Raw genomic sequence first — 17,238 nt, 5'->3', positions numbered from 1 at the left:
CCCCCCCCCCCCCCCCCCCCCCCCCCCCCCCCCCCCCCCCCCCCCCCCCCCCCCCCCCCCCCCCCCCCCCCCCCCCCCCCCCCCCCCCCCCCCCGCTGCCGTGGGGGAGGACGTCCCCGCACGAACGAGAGGGCCGGTCCAGCGACTGCTGGACCGGCCCTCTCGGCGTCTGGGAGGGGGTGCTCAGACCCCTGCGGCGACGGCGGCGGGCTCCGCGGCGATCAGCCGGGCCCGCTCCTCCTCGCTCATGCCGCCCCACACCCCGTAGGGCTCACGGACGGCGAGTGCGTGCTTCAGGCACGCGTCGATGACCGGGCACTTCGCGCACACCGCCTTGGCGGCGGCCTGGCGGCGGGCCCGCGCGGGGCCGCGCTCGCCGTCGGGGTGGAAGAACAGCGCGGTGCTCTCCCCACGGCAGGAACCGTGCAGCTGCCAGTCCCACACCTCGGCGACGGGGGTGGGGAGTCGGCGGATGTCAGCCATGTCGGTCCTCCTCGGCTCGATGCGAGCCGGAGGGGGCGGTCCGGCTGCAAGGGGCCCGGTGCCCGAGGCCCACGCCGGTCAAACACCTCGGGTCGCGGCATTTTCCTGCCTGCCGCCTCACCCCGCTGGGTGAGGGCGTCTGTCCCCTGGTCCCCGAGCCGATCAAGGTGGATCCCGGTCGTGCCGAAACCGGCGGGGGAGCCCCGTCCGACATCGGCGGGGGAGTCGCCCGGACACCGATGCGGTGGGCCTGGCAGAACGGAGTGCACAGGCGTGATCGACGACAGGATGCGTGGCCCCGGCAACGGGACGACGACGGTGTGGGTCTACGACGAGCGGCGTCGGGTCCGCGAGGACATCGCCTCCCGGCTCGTCGCCCTGCCCTTCGTCGGCCGGGTCGAGGCGGTCGGTGACGCCGCGGGGCTCATGTCCCGCCTGGCCACCCGGCAGCCCGACGTGCTGCTGATCGGCACCCAGCGCGCCATGGACTCGGGGCTCACCGTCGCCACCCAGGCGCTGCGGGCCCACCCGCGGCTCCCGGTGCTGGTGCTCGGCGCCCCGGACGACGCGGAGACCGTCCGCGCCGCCGTCGCCGTCGGCGCCCGCGGCTACCTCCGCTGGGACGCCACCGCCCTGGAGATGGGCCTGGGCCTGTCCCGGGTCGGCCTGCGGGTCGACGGGCGGACGCCGCAGCCGGCCAACGGGCACCCCGTGCCGCTGGCCAGCGTCGGCGCGCACGCGCCCGCGCCGGCGTGGAACGGCGCGACCCCGCTGGCCGGCACCGCGCCGACCACGGTGCGCGCGGCCGTCGTCCGCGAGGCGGCCCCGGTCAGCCTCTCCATGCGTGAGATGCAGGTGCTCACCGGCATGAGCCAGGGCAAGAGCAACGCCCAGATCGGCCGCGAGCTCTACCTGTCCGAGGACACCATCAAGACCCACGCCCGGCGGCTGTTCCGCAAGCTCGGCGCCAAGGACCGCGCCGAGGCGGTCGCCACCGGCTTCCGCCGGGGCATGATGCAGTGACGCGGTCGTCCTCCGGACGACACCGCGGCCACGTGCCGTGCCCGGCCTGCGCTGAACCGCTTCGTCCCGCCCTCCGGGGCCCACTCGGGCGCGACAACGGCCTCCCGGCCGTGGATCCGTACCCGTAGGGGCTGGGACCCGTGCCCGTCCCCCACACGTCAGAGGCCCCGGTGCTCACGCGCCGGGGCCTCTCGCGTTCGCCGGCGCTCAGTCCTCGCGGGCGTGGCGGCCGCCACGGCCGTTGCCCGGCTCCTCGCGCTCGGCGACGGCGGCGACCCCGTCGGCGTAGCCGCTGGCGTAGTCCCAGCTGACGTAGTCGTCCGGGTCGGGGTCGTAGGGCGGCTCGTGCCGGCCGGTCTGGCCCTCCTCCAGCAACTGGCGCAGGTTGGCCTGCATGAGGGCCCAGTCGACGTGGTGCTCCTCGTCGCAGTCCGGGCAGTCGACGACGATGCCCTTGATGCCGCTGGGCTCCAGCAGCGTGCGGAAGACCTCGAGTTCCGCGAGGTCGTCGAGGACGCCGGCCCGCTCCTCCATCGTCAGCGGCGGCGGGCCCGACGGGTCGGTGGGCCCGAAGTCGGGACCGGTCGCGTCGTCGAAACTCACGTGTCCACGGTAGCCGCCCGGCAGCCGACGGTCCTCCCCCCGAGGACCGCCGCCTACGATCGGGGGCGGTTCCCCGCGCGCCCAGCAGGGTGCAGACCGATCCCGGAGGGGTGGCGGCTGGCATGCAGCCCGATGAGTTCGTACCCGAGCTGCCGGCGAAGTTCGCCCCGCTCGGCCTGACCTACGACGACGTCCTGCTCATCCCGGGCGCCTCGGACGTCGTCCCGGCGGAGGTCGACACCAGCAGCCGGCTCACCCGCGGCATCCGGCTGGCCGTCCCGCTGCTCTCGAGCGCGATGGACACCGTCACCGAGGCCCGCATGGCGATCGCGATGGCCCGCGTCGGCGGCGTCGGCGTCCTGCACCGCAACCTCGCCGCCGAGGAGCAGGCCGGCCAGGTCGACCTGGTCAAGCGCTCCGAGGCCGGCATGGTCACCAACCCGGTGACCGTCTCGCCGGACAACACCCTCGCCGAGGTCGACGCCCTCTCCGCCCGGTACCGGATCTCCGGCGCCCCGGTCGTCGACGCCGACGGCGTCCTCGTCGGCATCTGCACCAACCGCGACATGCGCTTCGAGACCGACCAGAACCGGCTCGTCCGCGACGTCATGACGCAGATGCCGCTGATCACCGCCCCGGTGGGCGTGGACCCCGACACGGCCCTGGCGCTGCTGTCCAAGCACAAGATCGAGAAGCTGCCGATCGTCGACGACGGCGGCCGGCTCCGCGGCCTCATCACGGTCAAGGACTTCGTCAAGCGCGACCAGTACCCGCTGTCCACCAAGGACGCCGACGGCCGGCTGGTCGTGGCCGCCGCGGTCGGCGTGGGCGAGGAGTCGTACAAGCGGGCGGGCCTGCTCGTCGACGCCGGGGTCGACGTGCTCGTCGTCGACACCGCGCACGGCCACCAGCGCGCCGTCCTGGAGATGGTCGCCCGGGTGAAGGCCGACTTCGGCGTGCAGGTGGTCGGCGGCAACGTCGCCACCCGCGCCGGCGCGCAGGCGCTGGTCGACGCCGGGGTGGACGCCGTCAAGGTCGGCGTCGGGCCCGGCTCGATCTGCACCACCCGCGTGGTCGCCGGCGTCGGCGTGCCGCAGATCACCGCCATCTACGAGGCCTCGCTGGCCGCGCGGCCGGCCGGCGTGCCGGTCATCGCCGACGGCGGCCTGCAGTACTCCGGCGACATCGCCAAGGCGCTGGTCGCCGGCGCCGACACCGTGATGATCGGCGGGCTGTTCGCCGGCGTCGAGGAGGCCCCGGGCGAGCTCGTGTTCATGAACGGCAAGCAGTTCAAGACCTACCGCGGCATGGGCTCGCTGGGCGCGATGCAGAAGCGGGGCAACCAGTCCTACAGCCGCGACCGGTACTTCGCCGACGACGTCCTCTCCGACGACAAGCTCGTGCCCGAGGGCATCGAGGGGCAGGTGCCCTACCGCGGCGCTCTGGCCACCGTGGCCCACCAGCTCGTGGGCGGGCTGCGCGCGTCGATGGGCTACGCCGGCGCGGCGACGATCGCCGACCTGCAGGAGCGCGGCCAGCTCACCCGCATCACCTCCGCGGGCCTGACCGAGAGCCACCCGCACGACATCCAGATGACCGTCGAAGCACCTAACTACCGGGCCCGGTGACCCGCTGATGCCCGCACGCGACACCGTCGAGATCGGCCTCAACCGCTTCGCCCGCCGGGGGTACGACCTCGACGAGGTCTCGATCGTCCCCTCCCGCCGCACGCGGGACATGGACGACGTCTCCACCGCCTGGCAGATCGACGCCTTCCGGTTCGACATCCCGCTGGTCACCAGCCCGTCCGACGCCGTCGTCAGCCCGGCGACGGCGGTCGCCGTCGGCCAGGCCGGCGGCCTCGGGGTCCTCAACGCCGAGGGCCTGTGGACCCGCTACGACGACCCGGCGCCGGCCTACGCCCGCATCCGCGACGCGGCCGACGGCGGTGCGCCGCCGGTCTCGGTGCTGCAGGAGGTCTACGCCGAGCCGGTGCAGCCCGAGCTCATCACCGCCCGGATCAAGGAGATGAGCGCCGCCGGGGTCACCACCGCGGTGCGGGTCTCCCCGCAGCACACCCTGCAGCTCGCGCCGGCGGCGCTGGCGGCCGGTGTGGACCTGCTGGTCATCCAGGGCACGATCGTCTCGGCCGAGCACGTGACCACCTCCGGCGAGGCGCTCAACCTCAAGGACTTCATCGCCGACCTCGACGTCCCGGTCATCGTGGGCGGCGCGGCCAACTACCAGACGGCGCTGCACCTGATGCGCACCGGCGCGGCCGGCGTGATCGTCGGCGTCGGCGCCGACAGCTACTCCACCGGGGACGCCGTCATGGGCATCCGCGTGCCGCTGGCCAGCGCGATCGCCGACGCCGCGGCCGCCCGCCGCGACTACCTCGACGAGACCGGCGGCCGGTACGTGCACGTCATCGCCAACGGCCGGATCGAGACCAGCGGCGCGATCGCCCGCGCGCTGGCCTGCGGCGCCGACGCCGTCCAGCTCGGCGAGCCGCTGCGCTCGGCCGCGGAGGCGCCCGGCGGCGGGATCTGGTGGGACTCGGTGGCCGCGCACCCGCGGTTGCCGCGCGGCGGCACCTCCGCCCCGATCGAGCCCGCCGGCTCCCTGGCCGACGTGCTGCTCGGCGAGGCGCACGCCGCCGACGGCCGCACCAACCTCTTCGGCGCGCTGCGCCGCACGATGGCCAAGACCGGCTACCGGGACCTCAAGGAGTTCCAGCGGGTGGAGCTGGTCGTGGGCGGCGGCGACTGATGGACTTCCCGACCGTCCTCGTCGTCGACTTCGGGGCGCAGTACGCGCAGCTGATCGCGCGGCGGATCCGCGAGGCCGGCGTCTACTCCGAGATCGTGCCGTCGTCGGTGCCGGCCGAGGAGATCGTGGCCCGCAAGCCGGCGGCGATCGTGCTCTCCGGCGGCCCCTCCAGCGTGTACGCCGAGGGCGCCCCGCAGGTCGACCCGACGCTGTTCGAGTCCGGGGTGCCGGCGTTCGGCATCTGCTACGGCTTCCAGGCGATGGCCGCCTCGTTGGGCGGGACCGTGGCCCGCACCGGCGACCGCGAGTACGGCGGCACCCCGCTGACGGTCACCACCGGCGGCCGCCTGTTCGGCGACCTGCCCACCGTCCAGCCGGTGTGGATGAGCCACGGGGACGCCGTCAGCGAGGCCCCGCCCGGGTTCACCGTGACCGCCACCTCCACCGGGGCGCCGGTCGCCGCCTTCGAGGACGTCGACCGCCGCCTGGCCGGCGTCCAGTTCCACCCCGAGGTGCGGCACACCGCGCACGGGCAGACGGTGCTCGAGCACTTCCTGTTCGACATCGCCGGTCTCGAGCCCAGCTGGACGATGGCCAACGTCGTCGAGGAGCAGGTCGCCGCCATCCGCGAGCGGATCGGGGACCGGCGGGCGATCTGCGGCCTCTCCGGCGGCGTCGACTCCGCGGTCGCGGCGGCGCTCGTGCAGCGCGCGATCGGGGACAAGCTCACCTGCGTCTACGTCGACCACGGGCTCATGCGGGAGGGCGAGACCGAGCAGATCGAGCGCGACTTCGTCGCCGTCACCGGCGCCGACCTGCGGGTGGTCGACGCGAGCGACCGCTTCCTCTCCGCGCTGGCCGGCGTCAGCGACCCGGAGGAGAAGCGCAAGATCATCGGCCGGGAGTTCATCCGGGTCTTCGAGCAGGCCGCCACCGACGTCGTCGCCGACGCGCAGGCCCACGGCGAGACCGTCGACTTCCTCGTGCAGGGCACGCTCTACCCTGACGTCGTCGAGTCCGGCGGCGGCACCGGGACGGCGAACATCAAGAGCCACCACAACGTCGGCGGCCTCCCCGACGACCTGACCTTCACGCTCGTGGAGCCGCTGCGCACGCTGTTCAAGGACGAGGTGCGCGAGGTGGGCCGGCAGCTCGGCCTGCCGGACACCCTCGTGCAGCGGCAGCCGTTCCCGGGGCCCGGGCTGGGCATCCGCATCGTCGGCGAGGTCACCCGCGACCGGCTCGACGTGCTGCGCCGGGCCGACGCGATCGTGCGGGCCGAGCTGTCCGCGGCGCACCTGGACACCGAGATCTGGCAGTGCCCCGTGGTGCTGCTCGCCGACGTCCGCTCGGTGGGCGTCCAGGGCGACGGGCGCACCTACGGGCACCCGGTCGTGCTGCGCCCGGTGTCCAGCGAGGACGCCATGACGGCGGACTGGACCCGGCTGCCCTACGACCTGCTGGCGCGGATCTCGACCCGGATCACCAACGAGGTCGCCGAGGTCAACCGGGTCGTCCTCGACGTGACGAGCAAGCCCCCGGGCACCATCGAGTGGGAGTGAGCGGAGTCGCTCGAGCGCGGTGGGCGCGCTCGAGCGACTCCGCCGGCACGACGGAGGGCCCCGGGAGCGGTCGCTCCCCGGGCCCTCGACCGGGTCCGCCCCCGGACCCGGCTCCTCAGCGCCGCCGTCGTGCCCGGCGCACCTCGCTCACCAGCAGGGCGACCCCCGCGCCGATCAGCACGACCCACAGGACGCCGCCGTCCTCGAAGACCCCGAGCGGGAGGTCGGCCGGGGTGAGGCCGACCAGGGCCAGGAAGACGAAGAGCAGCCCCGGGACGAGCGCGGTGAGGTCCGGCCGGCGGCGGCGCGGCGGTGGCGGGACCGCGGTGGCACCGGCGAGCACGGGCACGTCGGGCGCCGTCAGCTCGCGCAGCGCCTGCTCCTGCCAGGCGGTGGGGGTGGTCGGGAACTCGCTGTAGTCAGCCACGGGTCACCTCCGTGTCGCCGACGCCGTGGTCGACGGTCAGGACCAGTTCGGGCTCCCCGTCGTCGACCCACGACCCGGAGCCGGTGCCGGGGGAGTAGCCGCCGTCGGAGGAGCCGCCGTCCAGCACCTGGGTCGAGCCGACCCCGGTGTCGATCTCCAGTTGGACGTCGGCGTCGCGCGGCAGGACGACGTCGAGGTCGCCGACGCCGTGGTCGATCTCGATGCGCAGCGGCTCGTCGATCTCGGAGACGTCGATCCGGCTGAGGTCCACGGTCATGTCGCCGGCCCCGAGCTCGTAGCGGTCGCGCACCTCGGCGAGGCCGGCCGGCCGGTAGTCGCGGTCGCCGACCCCGGCGCCGTCCGGCCACGGCACGGACGAGGCCAGCGCCAGGGCGAGGGAGAGGACGACGCCCAGCGCGATGAGCCCGCCGCGCGCGGTGCGGCCGGGGACGAAGGCCGCGGCGACCAGGCCCAGCCCGACGGCCAGCAGCGCGACGCCGAGGAACGGACGGGGCCCCGGCTCCCAGTCGGTCAGCCGTGTGACGAGCACGAGCACCCCGACGGCGATGAGCGCGCCGGCGAGGGTGAGGCGGGCGACCGGGGAGCGCGGCTCGGCCGGTGCGTGCGGTGCGGCGGGGACGGCGGCGTCCCCGGTCGGACGGGGCCCGGCCGGCATGACGACGCACAGCAGCAGGTAGACGACGATGCCGGTGCCGCCGGCGAGGGTCAGGGCGACGAAGCCGACGCGCCACAGCAGCGCGTCGATGCCGCTGTACTCGGCGAGGCCGCCGGCGACGCCGTGGACCATCTTGTCGGTGCGGCTGCGGCGCAGCGCGGTCCGTGCGGGCGGACCGGGCGGGGGAGGCGGTGGAGGCGGCCACTGCGAGCCGGGCGGGTCCACCGTGGGGGGCGCGGGAGGCGGAGCTGCGGTCATGGCAGGAGCCTGCGCGCCGCGGTGCGGCCCGGTCATCAGGGAAGGCCCCCATCCGACCCTGGTCCCGCCCGCCGGGGGGATCACCGGTGCCCCGGGCCGCCGTGCGGTGCGACGATCGAGGGCGTGACGATCGAGGGCGCGACCACGGCCGCGGTGGGGACGGCGGCGCCGGCCCCCGCCCCGCGGCCGCCGCTGGTGCGCCCGCGCACGGGGCGGATGCTGGCCGGCGTCTCCGCCGGGACCGCCGCCCACCTGCGCGCCGACCCCCTCGTGGTGCGCGTGGCCATGGTGGCGCTCGCGGTCACCGGCATCGGCGTCGTCGCCTACGGGCTGCTCTGGCTGTTCATGCCGCTGTCCGACACCGACGAGGCGCCCGCCGCGCCCGTCGCGCCGCAGCCCAGCCGCCGGCAGACCATCGGCCTGGTCCTGCTCGGCATCGGCGCGCTGGTGCTGGTGACGAACCTCGCCAGCTGGGGCGACGGCGACGTCACCGTCCCGCTGCTGCTGGTGGGCGTCGGGCTGGCCACGATCTGGCGGCAGCTCGACACCGACCGCACGCTCAAGCGGCCCGGCGTCCCGTGGGTGCTCGCCGGCGGGGTGGCGCTCGGCGTCATCGGGGTCGTGCTGCTGCTGGCCACCACCGGGCAGCTGGCCAACGCGCGCAACGGGTTCGCCGCGACGCTGGTGATCCTCGTCGGGATCGTGCTGGCGACCGCGCCGATCTGGCGGCGGCTGCTGACCTCCCGGGAGGCCGAGCGCACCGCGCGGATCCGCTCCGAGGAGCGCGCCGCGGTCGCCGCGCACCTGCACGACTCGGTGCTGCAGACGCTCGCGCTCATCCAGCGGCACGCCGACGACCAGCAGGCCGTCGCCCGCCTGGCCCGCAGCCAGGAGCGAGAGCTGCGCACCTGGCTGTACGAGCCGCAGAAGGCCTCGCAGGGCACGTGGGCCGGGCTGGTCTCGGCCATGGTCGCCGAGGTCGAGGCCGACCACGCGCTCACCGTGGACCCGGTGGTGGTCGGCGACGCCGAGGTCGACGACGACCTGGCCGCCCTCGGCGCGGCCACCCGGGAGGCGCTGGTCAACGCCGCCAAGCACTCCGGCGCCCCGTCGGCCGACCTCTACACCGAGGTCACCGCGCGGCAGGTGTCGGTGTACGTGCGCGACCGGGGGAAGGGGTTCGACCCCGCCACCGTCCCGGCCGACCGGCGGGGGCTGCGCGACTCGGTGGCGGGCCGGCTGACCCGCGCCGGGGGGACGGCGACCGTGCGCTCCGCGCCGGGCGAGGGGACCGAGGTGGAGCTGCTGCTCCCGAGGGAGGACGGATGACCGAGGCGGTGCCGCGCGTGTTCCTCGTCGACGACCACGCCATGGTGCGGACGGGGGTGCGGGCCGAGCTCGCGGACTCGGTCGCGGTGGTCGGCGAGGCGGCCGACGCCGACTCCGCGATCGCCGGCATCCGGGCCACCGTGCCCGACGTCGTCCTGCTCGACGTGCACCTGCCCGGGGGCGGCGGCCGGGCGGTGCTGGAGGCGCTGCGCGGCGAGCTGCCCGCCGTCCGGTACCTGGCGCTGTCGGTGTCCGACGCCGCCGAGGACGTCATCGCCGTCATCCGGGCCGGGGCCCGCGGCTACGTCACCAAGACGATCTCCGGGCCGGACCTGCGGGCGGCGGTGCAGCGGGTGGCCGACGGCGACGTCGTGTTCAGCCCGCGCCTGGCGGGGTTCGTGCTCGACGCCTTCGCCGCGACGACCGCCGCGCCGTCGCCCACGGAGGACCCGGCCACCGACCCCGGCCTGGACCTGCTCTCGGCCCGCGAGCGCGAGGTCATGCAGCTGCTGGCCCGGGGCTACACCTACCGGGAGATCGGCTCGCGGCTGTTCATCTCGGTGAAGACCGTGGAGTCCCACGCCTCGAACGTGCTGCGCAAGCTGCAGCTGTCCAACCGCAACGAGCTGACCCGCTGGGCGGCCACGAACCGCCTGCTGTAGACGTCGGGCTCACTCGGTGAAGACGACGTGGAAGGCCTCGGCGAGGGAGCCGGCGGGCAGCCCGAACCGGCGCGCCGTCTGCGCCATCCAGCCGGTGACGAACTCCTCGACGTCGTCGCGGTGGCCCACCTGGCTCACGTGCGCCTTGAGCGCGGCGAACTTCAGCTCGACGACGTCGGTCACGTCGACGGCGTGGTCGGCCCGCGGGCTGGCGCCCAGCCACACCTCCGACACCGTCCACGCCTCGAGCCCCTCGTCGGCCAGCAGCTCCGGGAACGCGAAGGGGTTGCGGGCGTCGGGGTAGACCGCCCGCAGCGTCGACTCGCCGACGGTCATGTGGTCGGGGTGGCTGGCGCCGATCCGCTCGAACCACCGCTCGGGCGAGCTGGTGAGCACCCGCTGCGGCCGGACCTGCCGGATCACCCGGGAGATGTCCCGGCGCAGGTCGAGGGTGAGCTCCAGCCGGCCGTCGGGGTGGCCGAGGAAGCGGACGTCGGTCACACCGACGGCGGCGGCCGCGGCCCGCTGCTCCTCCTGCCGCATCGGGCCCATCAGGTGCCGCGGGGTCTCGTCGAAGCCGCCCGCGTCGCCGTCGGTGACGATGCAGTAGGTGACCTCGGTGCCCGCGGCCGTCCAGGTCGCGACGGTCCCGGCGCTGCCGAAGTCGACGTCGTCGGGGTGCGCGAGCACGCACAGCGCGCGCTCGACGTGGTCGGCGGGACGGCGGGGGAGCGGTGCGGTCACGAGCGGCAGCCTAGGTCGGCCGCCCGCCGTCGACCCGCGGCCCCGTCCAGAGGCTAGCCCCGAGCTCGCGAGGGGTGAGGAGGACGGGGTCCTCCTTCAGAGCCGGCCGCGACCCTGCCGCAGCAGCATGAGGGCGAGGGCGGCGCCGTCGTCCCCCAGGGCGGAGCGGAAGCGCGCGAGCACCTGCGACTCCCGGGACAGCGACAGCCGGGTGCCGCCGGAGGCGGCGCGCAGGGCACCGATCTCGCGGGAGACGGCCAGGCGGCGCTGCACCAGCTCGATGATCTGGGCGTCGCAGGCGTCGATCTGCTCGCGCAGCGCGCCGATCTGGGCGGCCGGGTCGTCGGTGACGGCAGCGGTGGCGGTGGTGCTCATCGGGGTCCTCCTGCGGGTCGGGCTGTCGGCCGTCGGACCCCGGGAACGAGAAACGCCCCGGGCTCCTCGGGCCCGGGGCGTCTGTTGCGGCGGTTGCTCAGCCAGCGGTGACGGACACCGGATCCCGGTGGCCGTAGTAAAAGCTGACCGTGGCGAGCACGTCGGGAAGTGTGCCACACGCCCCGGCCGGGGCGGGTCGGGGGTGGTCCTCGTCCCGTCGGTCCCCGTCACCCCTCCGAACTACAGTGGTGTCGCTATGAGCAGCGTCCAGCAGGCCCTCCCCGGTACCGCCACCCTCCAGCGGCACACGCGCGGCCAGACGGGCCGGGAGCTGGACCGCATGCTCGCCGGGCTGAACGGCCCGCAGCGCGACGCGGTGGTCCACGAGGGCAGCCCGCTGCTCATCGTCGCCGGCGCCGGGTCGGGCAAGACCCGGGTCCTCACGCACCGCATCGCCTACCTGCTCGGCGCCCGCGGCGCCCAGCCGGGGGAGATCCTGGCGATCACCTTCACCAACAAGGCCGCCGGCGAGATGAAGGAGCGGGTGGCCGCGCTGGTCGGGCCGCGCGCCCGCGCGATGTGGGTGTCGACCTTCCACTCGATGTGCGTGCGCATCCTGCGTGCCGAGGCCGCCAAGCTGGGCCTGAAGTCGTCGTTCACGATCTACGACCAGGGCGACTCGGTGCGCCTCATGTCGATGGTCGCCCGCGACCTGGACCTCGACGCGAAGCGCTACCCGGGCCGCAGCCTCGCCGCGCAGGTGTCGAACCTGAAGAACGAGCTGGTCGACGAGGAGGCGTTCACGCCGCAGACGGCGCCGGAGAAGGTGCTGGCCGAGGCGTACACGCTCTACCAGCAGCGGCTGCGCCAGGCGCACGCGCTCGACTTCGACGACCTGATCATGACCACGGTGCACCTGCTCCAGGCCTTCCCGGACGTCGCGGAGCACTACCGCCGCCGCTTCCGGCACGTGCTGGTCGACGAGTACCAGGACACCAACCACGCCCAGTACGTGCTGGTGCGCGAGCTGGTCGGGCCGGAGGGGGGCCCGGTGCCGCCGGCCGAGCTGTGCGTCGTCGGCGACGCCGACCAGTCGATCTACGCCTTCCGCGGCGCGACGATCCGCAACATCGACGAGTTCGAGCGCGATTACCCGCAGGCGACGACGATCATGCTGGAGCAGAACTACCGCTCCACGCAGCGCATCCTGCGGGCGGCCAACACGGTCATCGCCAAGAACAGCTCCCGCCGGCCGAAGAACCTGTGGACCGACGCGGGCGACGGCGAGCTCATCGAGGGCTACGTCGCCGAGAACGAGCACGACGAGGCCGCGTGGGTGGCCGAGCAGATCGACGCACTGGTCGACGAGGGTGAGGCGGCGCCCAAGGAGATCGCCGTCTTCTACCGGACCAACAACGCCTCCCGGGTGTTCGAGGAGGTGTTCATCCGCGTCGGCATGCCCTACAAGGTCGTCGGCGGGGTGCGCTTCTACGAGCGCAAGGAGGTCCGCGACGCGCTGGCCTACCTGAAGGTCGTCGCCAACCCGGCCGACGTGGTGAGCCTGCGCCGGGTCATCAACACCCCCAAGCGCGGCATCGGCGAGCGCGCGGAGGCGTGCATCGAGCAGTACGCCGACCGCGAGCGCATCCCGTTCGCCTCGGCGCTGCGGCTGTGCTCGGAGGTGCCCTCGCTGGCGCCCCGGTCGCTCAAGGCGATCCAGGAGTTCGTGGCGCTGCTCGAGGAGTTCGAGCAGCTGGTGGCGACGGGCTCCGGGCCGGCGGCCCTGCTGGAGAGCATCCTCGACCGCACCGGCTACCTGACCGAGCTCTCGGCCAGCACCGACCCGCAGGACGAGGGGCGCGTCGACAACCTCAACGAGCTCATCTCGGTGGCCGCCGAGTTCGAGGCCGCCCACCCGGAGGGCACGGTCACCGACTTCCTCGAGCAGGTCTCGCTCGTGGCCGACGCCGACCAGATCCCGGTCGCCGGTGACGAGGCCGGCGTCGTCACCCTCATGACGCTGCACACCGCCAAGGGCCTCGAGTTCCCCGTCGTGTTCCTGACCGGCCTGGAGGACGGCGTCTTCCCGCACCTGCGGGCGCTCGGCGACCCCAAGGAGCTGGAGGAGGAGCGGCGACTGGCCTACGTGGGCATCACGCGGGCCCAGCAGCGGCTGTTCCTCTCCCGCGCGACGGTGCGCACCAGCTGGGGGCAGCCGGCCTACAACCCGCCGTCCCGCTTCCTCGACGAGCTGCCCGCCGACACGGTGCACTGGGCCAACCTCACCCCGACCCCCGCGCCGAGCACCGGCTACAGCCGCGGCTACTCCTCGGCGCAGACGCGGGTGGCGGCGACCGGCCTGTCGACCGGCGGCCTGCGCGGCGGCGCCGGCAACCGGGCGGTCGTCTCCGTGGAGGTGGGCGACCGGGTGAGCCACGACGCGTTCGGCCTCGGCACGGTCGTCGAGGTGAACGGCGTCGGCGACAAGGCCCAGGCCACGGTCGACTTCGGCAGCGGCGGCACCAAGCGCCTGGTCCTGCGCTACGCCCCGCTCGTCAAGCTCTGACCGGCTAGATCGCGACGCCGCGCTCGGCCAGGTACTCCTCGGGGTCGATGCGCCGGCCGTCCATGCCGCCGCGGTGGATCTCGTAGTGCAGGTGGGGGCCGGTGGACTGGCCCTCGCTGCCGACCTGGGCGATCTCGTCGCCGGCGTGCACGATGTCGCCGGCCGAGACGTCGTAGTAGCGCATGTGGCCGTAGACGTGCACGTCGCCGTCGGCGTCCTGGATGTAGACGGCGTTGCCGTAGCCGGAGGCGCGGCCGGCGCGGAGGACCACGCCGTCGGTCGTCGCGTAGATCGGGGTGCCGAGCGGGGCGGCGAGGTCCACGCCGTAGTGCATGGAGCCCCAGCGCATGCAGAAGCACGTCGTCATGCGGGCGCCGGGCACCGGGTCGGCCGTGGTGGGCGTGCGGGCGGCGCGGGAGGCGGCGAGCTCGCCCAGGCGGGCCTGGGCCTCGGCCTCGCTGATGCCCTGGCGGACGCCGACGTCCTCCATCTCCCCGGTGAGGCCCATGTCGTCGCCGAGGCCGTAGTCGGCCGCGCTGGCGCTGACCGGAGCGGCGGGGGCCTCCCCGAGCAGCCCGGGGGTGGCGGCGGCGAGCGCGCCGGCGACCAGCGCGGCGAGCCACAGCGGGCCGCGGCGGCCCGGAGGGCGGGGGAGCCGCAGCCGCGGCCGGGTCGTCCCGGTGTCCTCCTCGCCGGCCGCGGGGGCCGCCGCGGGCTCGTCGGGGGTGTCCTCGGCCGCGACGTCGGTCGCCGCCGCGTCGGCGGGGTCGCCCGCCGGGGCAGCGCCGCGCTTGCGGCCGAAGCGGCCGGGGAGCGAGGCGGGGCCGGTGAGCTCGCCCGCGTCCTCCGAACGCTCCAGGAGCGTGGGACCGGCTGAGCGAGACACGTTGCACCTCCCGTGGGGCCCACCCGTCGGGGTGCCCGGGGGCACCCGTCGGGCGAGCGACGGCGGCGGAGGCGTCCGGTCCTGAGACGCCCGCCGGGAGTCCTCCCGGCGCCGTGATCGGACCGTAACTGTGGGTCAGTCCCGCAGCGGTCAACCGACCCTGCGTGTCGCCGTGTCGACGGACACCTGCCACCGACCACACCGTGGCCGACCCGGACCCGGAGCGGGCCGACGGGCGCCGGCCGGCGGGAGACGGCGCGCTGACCAGCAGTTCACCGTCGCAGATCGACCATACGTTCGAACGCGGAGCGGGCGCAAGGCCGGCTCCCGGCCGGTGGGACGGATGTGACGGGCGAGGTCAGGCGGCGGCGGTCGCGGCCAGCGACGACGGACCGCGCAGGCCGGCCAGCGTGGCGGCGACCTCGTCGACCACCGTGCGCGAGAAGGGCAGCGACATGTGCCCCACGCCGCGCACCAGCACGTTGCGCGCGCCGAGGTCGGGGTGGTCGCACCGTGCCGCGCTGGTCGGCAGCACGAGCTGGTCGAGGTCGCTGTAGACGGCCGTCACGGGGGTGGCGAACCCCGGCGCCGGCTCGGCGAGCTCCTGCAGCAGCGGGGAGCCCGGGCGCAGCTGCTTCACCAGCGGGGTGGGCAGGAGGTGGGCCAGCACCGAGCCCGCGTGCGGGGTGCCGAGGGTCACCAGGCTCTGGATCCGGCGGGCGCCGTCCTGCCGCTGCAGGTGGTAGCGGGCGATCAGCCCCCCCAGGCTGTGACCGACCACGTGGACGCGGTCGTGACCGGTCTGGGCGCAGATGCGCTCGATCTCCTCGCCGAGGTCGGCCGCGCCGGCCGCGGCGTCACCGAGCAGGGGGCTGTAGTTCCAGGTGCAGACGGAGGCGAAGCCCCGGCGGCGCAGGCCCCGGCGCATCGCGGTGAAGATCGACCGGTTGTCCACCAGCCCGTGCACCAGGAGCACCGGTACGCGGGCGGCGAGCGGGTCGGCGGCGAACAGCGCGCGGGCGCTGGGCGGGGCGGCGGCCGGCCGGCGGCTCGCATCGGGACGCAGGACCTCGGTGCGGGCGCCGAGCGGGTACATCAGCACGTGTGCGCCGACCAGCGCGAGCTCGGTGATGCCGCCGGTCAGCGTGGCGGGGCGCGCGAGGGCGCGCAGCACCCCTCGTGGCGCGCCGGGGGCGGGCGTCCCGATGTGCGACGCTGGGTCCGACCCCGGGTCGGCGAGCGGTCGCATCGGCACTCCTCCCCGTGTCGGTCCGCTCCGGGACCGGGTACCTGCTCCGTCGGTGTCGAGCACGGGATGTGCTCCGTTCACCGGACGGTAATACCGCCGCGTGTCGCACGTCACACATGCGACACCGCGACCGGCCGCTTCGAGGCCGGTTCGTGACCATCCGACGAAGGGGGCACCGTGTCCGCCCGCGAACGCCCGGCCCGCGACGCCCGAGCCGCCACCGCCCGGCGCTCGGGCGGCACCCGGACCGCGCCCGGCCGGACCGGCCCCGCGTCCGGCGGGTCCGGCCGCGGCCGGCCGGGGACCGGGACCGCCGGCCGGTCCCGCCCGGGAGAGCCCGGCCGCCGCGGCGAGCTCGTGTCGGCCGGCTCCCACTCCCTGGTGGTGGGCGACACCCCGGCCCTGGCGCGCGTCGCCGGCGGGCTGCTGCTCCTGGCCGGCCTCCTCGGCGCCGCCTCGCTCTTCCCGACCCACCTCGTCGTCGCCGGGGAGGCGACCTCGCTGGCCGCCGGTGGCGCGGGGGTACCGGCCGGGCTCGTCGTCCCGCTCGTCTCGCTGGCCGTCGGCGCCCTGCTGGCCGCCGGGCGGCTGCCCAAGTTCGGCCTCGCGTACGCCGGCGTCTCCGGCGCCCTGGCGCTGGGTGCCCTCCTCATCGAGGTCCACAACGGCAGCGAGTCGACCGCGCGCGCCGGCCGCGAGGTCCTCGCGGGGGAGTGGGTCCTCACCACGTCGGTCGACCGGGGCGCCGGCTGGTGGCTCGGCGTCGCGGCGCTCGCCTGCCTCGTCCTGGCCGGAGCAGGCGCCGTCGCGGTCTGGGGGCGCACCGTCATGGAGGACGACGGCTCCCTCGACCCCGCCCGCCCGGGCCTGGCCGGCCTCGCCGCGCTGCTGGGCGGCGCCACCGTCCTGTGCCTGGCCGTGCCCGCGGTCGGCCTGCCCGAGCTCCTGGTCACCAACCCCCGCACGCTCGAGGAGGTCGTGGTCGAGCAGCAGGGGCCCCAGGCCCTCTACGGGCGTCCCGGCTGGGCGCTGCTCGGCGGCCTGCTGCTGGCCGGCGCCGTCCTGCTCTGCTCGGTGCTGGCGCCCTCCCTGCGGCCCCGGCTGGCGGCCGTCGGCGGCCTGCTCGCGATCACCGCGACCGTCCTCGCCGCCGGCCTGGCCGGCGTCCGCGACGCGGGGGCCCCGGAGCTGGAGTGGACGCTCCCCGGCGTCGGGCTGCTGCTGCTCGGCGTCGCCTACGCGGGCCTGACCCTGCTCGCCTGGCGGCTGCGCCGGCGGCCGCCGGCCCCCCGCTGACCGCGGCTCCTACGCTGCCCGCCGTGGAGGCGGAACGGCTGCGGGTGGTGGTCGCCGGTCCCGGCGCCGACGACGGTGCCCGGGAGGCGATCGCGCTGGCCCGCGCGCTGCGCGACGCCGGCGCCGAGGTGGTGCACACCGGGAGCGGCGGCTCCCCGGGACAGCTGGCGGCGACCCTGGTGCAGGAGGACGCCGACGCGCTCGGCCTGGCCGGCGGCACCGGCGCCCTCCTCGCCGACGTGGGGGGGGGGGGGGGGGGGGGGGGGGGGGGGGGGGGGGGGGGGGGGCGGGGGGGGGGGGGGGGGGGGGGGGGGGGGGGCGGCGGGGGGG

General features: G+C 75.6%; 16 protein-coding genes. 8 read left to right on the top strand and 8 right to left on the bottom strand.

Translation table 11 applies throughout. The annotated features are described in order from the left end of the window. Positions 1 to 183 precede the first annotated feature (183 nt). Positions 184 to 483, bottom strand: coding sequence for a WhiB family transcriptional regulator (locus ACI8AX_RS22810; protein WP_456552161.1), 300 nt, complete (start codon positions 481 to 483; stop codon positions 184 to 186). A 273-nt stretch (positions 484 to 756) separates the two neighbouring features. On the opposite strand from ACI8AX_RS22810, the gene ACI8AX_RS22805 reads away from it, so the two are divergent. Continuing rightward, positions 757 to 1,506, top strand: a complete 750-nt coding sequence (locus tag ACI8AX_RS22805) for a response regulator transcription factor (RefSeq protein ID WP_456552160.1) — start codon at positions 757 to 759, stop codon at positions 1,504 to 1,506. A 207-nt stretch (positions 1,507 to 1,713) separates the two neighbouring features. Here the strand turns inward: ACI8AX_RS22805 and ACI8AX_RS22800 are convergent, their stop codons facing one another. Beyond that, positions 1,714 to 2,109: a DUF5319 family protein gene (locus ACI8AX_RS22800; RefSeq protein ID WP_456552159.1), complete on the bottom strand. Its 396-nt coding sequence runs from the start codon at positions 2,107 to 2,109 to the stop codon at positions 1,714 to 1,716. A gap of 122 nt (positions 2,110 to 2,231) precedes the next feature. Here ACI8AX_RS22800 and guaB point away from each other — a divergent pair, with 122 nt between their 5' ends. Genes guaB through guaA form a run of 3 tightly spaced genes read left to right on the top strand, consistent with a single transcriptional unit; the run spans position 2,232 to position 6,440 of the window. Continuing rightward, positions 2,232 to 3,737, top strand: coding sequence for an IMP dehydrogenase (gene guaB / locus ACI8AX_RS22795; RefSeq protein ID WP_456552158.1), 1,506 nt, complete (start codon positions 2,232 to 2,234; stop codon positions 3,735 to 3,737). 7 nt (positions 3,738 to 3,744) lie between these two features. After that, positions 3,745 to 4,878, top strand: coding sequence for a GuaB3 family IMP dehydrogenase-related protein (locus ACI8AX_RS22790; protein WP_456552157.1), 1,134 nt, complete (start codon positions 3,745 to 3,747; stop codon positions 4,876 to 4,878). After that, positions 4,878 to 6,440, top strand: coding sequence for a glutamine-hydrolyzing GMP synthase (gene guaA / locus ACI8AX_RS22785; RefSeq protein WP_456552156.1), 1,563 nt, complete (start codon positions 4,878 to 4,880; stop codon positions 6,438 to 6,440). Before ACI8AX_RS22790 ends, guaA begins: the two co-directional genes overlap by 1 nt. A gap of 115 nt (positions 6,441 to 6,555) precedes the next feature. Here the strand turns inward: guaA and ACI8AX_RS22780 are convergent, their stop codons facing one another. Then, positions 6,556 to 6,867 (bottom strand): hypothetical protein, encoded by a 312-nt coding sequence (locus ACI8AX_RS22780; RefSeq protein ID WP_456552155.1) that lies wholly within the window; start codon positions 6,865 to 6,867, stop codon positions 6,556 to 6,558. After that, the gene (locus tag ACI8AX_RS22775) at positions 6,860 to 7,801 is read right to left on the bottom strand and encodes a PspC domain-containing protein (RefSeq protein WP_456552154.1); all 942 of its coding nucleotides are present in this window, start codon (positions 7,799 to 7,801) and stop codon (positions 6,860 to 6,862) included. Before ACI8AX_RS22775 ends, ACI8AX_RS22780 begins: the two co-directional genes overlap by 8 nt. A gap of 123 nt (positions 7,802 to 7,924) precedes the next feature. Between ACI8AX_RS22775 and ACI8AX_RS22770 the strand changes: the two genes are divergently transcribed. Continuing rightward, on the top strand, positions 7,925 to 9,130 hold the full coding sequence (locus ACI8AX_RS22770) for an ATP-binding protein (RefSeq protein WP_456552153.1): 1,206 nt from the start codon (positions 7,925 to 7,927) through the stop codon (positions 9,128 to 9,130). After that, on the top strand, positions 9,127 to 9,792 hold the full coding sequence (locus ACI8AX_RS22765; RefSeq protein ID WP_456552152.1) for a response regulator: 666 nt from the start codon (positions 9,127 to 9,129) through the stop codon (positions 9,790 to 9,792). The genes ACI8AX_RS22770 and ACI8AX_RS22765 overlap by 4 nt, the downstream gene beginning before the upstream one ends. A gap of 9 nt (positions 9,793 to 9,801) precedes the next feature. On the opposite strand, the gene ACI8AX_RS22760 is transcribed toward ACI8AX_RS22765, so the two are convergent. Both ACI8AX_RS22760 and ACI8AX_RS22755 read right to left on the bottom strand, forming a co-directional pair. Continuing rightward, positions 9,802 to 10,536, bottom strand: coding sequence for a PIG-L deacetylase family protein (locus tag ACI8AX_RS22760; protein WP_456552151.1), 735 nt, complete (start codon positions 10,534 to 10,536; stop codon positions 9,802 to 9,804). A gap of 96 nt (positions 10,537 to 10,632) precedes the next feature. Then, positions 10,633 to 10,911, bottom strand: coding sequence for a chorismate mutase (locus ACI8AX_RS22755; RefSeq protein WP_456552150.1), 279 nt, complete (start codon positions 10,909 to 10,911; stop codon positions 10,633 to 10,635). A 256-nt stretch (positions 10,912 to 11,167) separates the two neighbouring features. On the opposite strand from ACI8AX_RS22755, the gene pcrA reads away from it, so the two are divergent. Next, on the top strand, positions 11,168 to 13,477 hold the full coding sequence (gene pcrA, locus ACI8AX_RS22750; RefSeq protein WP_456552149.1) for a DNA helicase PcrA: 2,310 nt from the start codon (positions 11,168 to 11,170) through the stop codon (positions 13,475 to 13,477). Positions 13,478 to 13,481: 4 nt separating this feature from the next. On the opposite strand, the gene ACI8AX_RS22745 is transcribed toward pcrA, so the two are convergent. Both ACI8AX_RS22745 and ACI8AX_RS22740 read right to left on the bottom strand, forming a co-directional pair. After that, a complete protein-coding gene (locus ACI8AX_RS22745; RefSeq protein ID WP_456552148.1) occupies positions 13,482 to 14,363 on the bottom strand; it encodes a M23 family metallopeptidase in 882 nt (293 codons plus the stop codon). Between the two features lie 358 nt (positions 14,364 to 14,721). Then, entirely contained in the window at positions 14,722 to 15,612 is an 891-nt protein-coding gene (locus ACI8AX_RS22740) for an esterase/lipase family protein (RefSeq protein ID WP_456552147.1), read from the bottom strand. A 177-nt stretch (positions 15,613 to 15,789) separates the two neighbouring features. On the opposite strand from ACI8AX_RS22740, the gene ACI8AX_RS22735 reads away from it, so the two are divergent. Then, a complete protein-coding gene (locus ACI8AX_RS22735; RefSeq protein WP_456552146.1) occupies positions 15,790 to 16,908 on the top strand; it encodes a hypothetical protein in 1,119 nt (372 codons plus the stop codon). Positions 16,909 to 17,238 lie beyond the last annotated feature (330 nt).

The organism is Blastococcus sp. SYSU D00813 (genome assembly GCF_054050735.1).
The sequence above is the reverse complement of the archived record's forward strand: the minus strand, read 5'-3'. Positions and strand labels throughout refer to the sequence as shown.

What these genes read in the sequence shown, in the direction of transcription:
- pcrA (WP_456552149.1), top strand. Translation starts at nt 11,168, where the DNA reads ATGAGCAGCGTCCAGCAGGCCCTCCCCGGTACCGCCACCCTCCAGCGG.
- ACI8AX_RS22740 (WP_456552147.1), bottom strand. Translation starts at nt 15,612, where the DNA reads ATGCGACCGCTCGCCGACCCGGGGTCGGACCCAGCGTCGCACATCGGG.
- ACI8AX_RS22755 (WP_456552150.1), bottom strand. Translation starts at nt 10,911, where the DNA reads ATGAGCACCACCGCCACCGCTGCCGTCACCGACGACCCGGCCGCCCAG.
- ACI8AX_RS22765 (WP_456552152.1), top strand. Translation starts at nt 9,127, where the DNA reads ATGACCGAGGCGGTGCCGCGCGTGTTCCTCGTCGACGACCACGCCATG.
- ACI8AX_RS22775 (WP_456552154.1), bottom strand. Translation starts at nt 7,801, where the DNA reads ATGACCGCAGCTCCGCCTCCCGCGCCCCCCACGGTGGACCCGCCCGGC.
- ACI8AX_RS22790 (WP_456552157.1), top strand. Translation starts at nt 3,745, where the DNA reads ATGCCCGCACGCGACACCGTCGAGATCGGCCTCAACCGCTTCGCCCGC.
- ACI8AX_RS22810 (WP_456552161.1), bottom strand. Translation starts at nt 483, where the DNA reads ATGGCTGACATCCGCCGACTCCCCACCCCCGTCGCCGAGGTGTGGGAC.
- guaA (WP_456552156.1), top strand. Translation starts at nt 4,878, where the DNA reads ATGGACTTCCCGACCGTCCTCGTCGTCGACTTCGGGGCGCAGTACGCG.
- guaB (WP_456552158.1), top strand. Translation starts at nt 2,232, where the DNA reads ATGCAGCCCGATGAGTTCGTACCCGAGCTGCCGGCGAAGTTCGCCCCG.